The organism is Butyricicoccus sp. (assembly GCF_050872565.1).
Taxonomy (GTDB): Bacteria; Bacillota; Clostridia; order Oscillospirales; family Butyricicoccaceae; genus Butyricicoccus_A.
Genome location: NZ_JBNMHC010000494.1, coordinates 1 through 1280 on the forward strand (window position 1 = coordinate 1; position 1280 = coordinate 1280).

Below are 1280 nucleotides of genomic sequence, written 5' to 3' on the forward strand. Positions count from 1 at the left end.
ATTGAGAACAAATACTGGACAAAAAATCCGCTCCCAAAAGGAGGAAGAGTGTGTGAATAAGGTTTCCATTCTTGGCGTCAAATTCGATGCCATCACAAAACAAGAAGCGGTACAGCGGGCAATGGATGTGATTCGACAGGGGAAAAAGGGCTATGTCGTCACACCGAACTCGGAGATCGTGTACATGGCACGCAGCAACCCGCAGCTGAAGAAGCTGCTCAATGCGGCAACGCTGGTTTTGCCGGACGGCATCGGTATTGTACATGCAGCAAAGATTTTGAACAAGCCGCTGACGGAAAAAGTAGCTGGCATTGAATTTGCCGCTGATTTGATTGCCGAAATGGAAAAAGAAGGCAGAAGCTTGTTCCTGTTCGGTGCTAAGCCGGGCGTTGCACAGAAAGCTGCGGAAAATCTGAAGAAAAAGCACCCAAATTTGATTATCAATGGCTGCCGAGACGGATATTTTAAGAGCGAAGAGGAAGCTGTTCGGGATATTAACGCTGTCGGTCATTCGGATGTCATTTTGGTTTGTCTGGGAGCACCGAAGCAGGAAATTTTCATGCATACCTATCTCGATGAGCTGAATGGCACGCTGCTGTGCGGTTTGGGCGGTTCGCTTGATGTATATGCGGGCGTGGTAGAGCGTGCACCGGATTTCTATGTTGATCATGGCTTGGAGTGGTTCTATCGCCTGAAAAAGGAACCGTGGCGCGCAAAGCGTATGGCGGCTCTGCCGAAGTTCCTGCTCACTGTTATTGGCGCGAAGATCACCGGAAAAGAAAACTAAGAAATAAGGAAGTTTACAATATGAATGTGAAACTGATTGCCTATACACCATCACCGGAACAAGTGATTTCTGCCGCTGCGAAAACCTGCTATTCCGCAGCAACAGTGGATACGCTGCTCGACGGTTTGGACGAAGAGACAACCAAGTCCTATTTGACGATGCTCACAGACATCGGACATGAAAGCCCGATTGAACACGCTTCGTTTACGTTTGCCATTGAGGGCGTCTCTCGCTCTCTGCTGGCACAGATTACGCGCCATCGCATGGCATCGTTCAGTGTGCAGTCGCAGCGATATGTCAAGGAAAATGCGTTTGAATTCGTTGTGCCGCATGAGATCGAAGATGTGCCGGAAGCAAAAGAGGCTTTTCTTCAGGCAATGGCAGACGACCAGAAAATGTATGAAAATCTGACGGCGATTCTGCAAGAGAAGCATATGCAGACGTTTTTAGATGAGGGCTGCACCGAGAAAGAAGCGCGCCGCAAGGCGGAGAA

2 protein-coding genes are annotated in these 1280 nt (G+C 49.1%); both read left to right on the plus strand.

Annotated elements, in window-relative coordinates:
- Window positions 1-52 precede the first annotated feature (52 nt).
- The gene (locus ACR0P9_RS12850) at window positions 53-787 is read left to right on the plus strand and encodes a WecB/TagA/CpsF family glycosyltransferase (RefSeq protein ID WP_432620754.1); all 735 of its coding nucleotides are present in this window, start codon (window positions 53-55) and stop codon (window positions 785-787) included.
- 20 nt (window positions 788-807) lie between these two features.
- The coding region (gene thyX / locus ACR0P9_RS12855; protein WP_432620756.1) for an FAD-dependent thymidylate synthase at window positions 808-1280 on the plus strand (473 nt) is incomplete at its 3' end.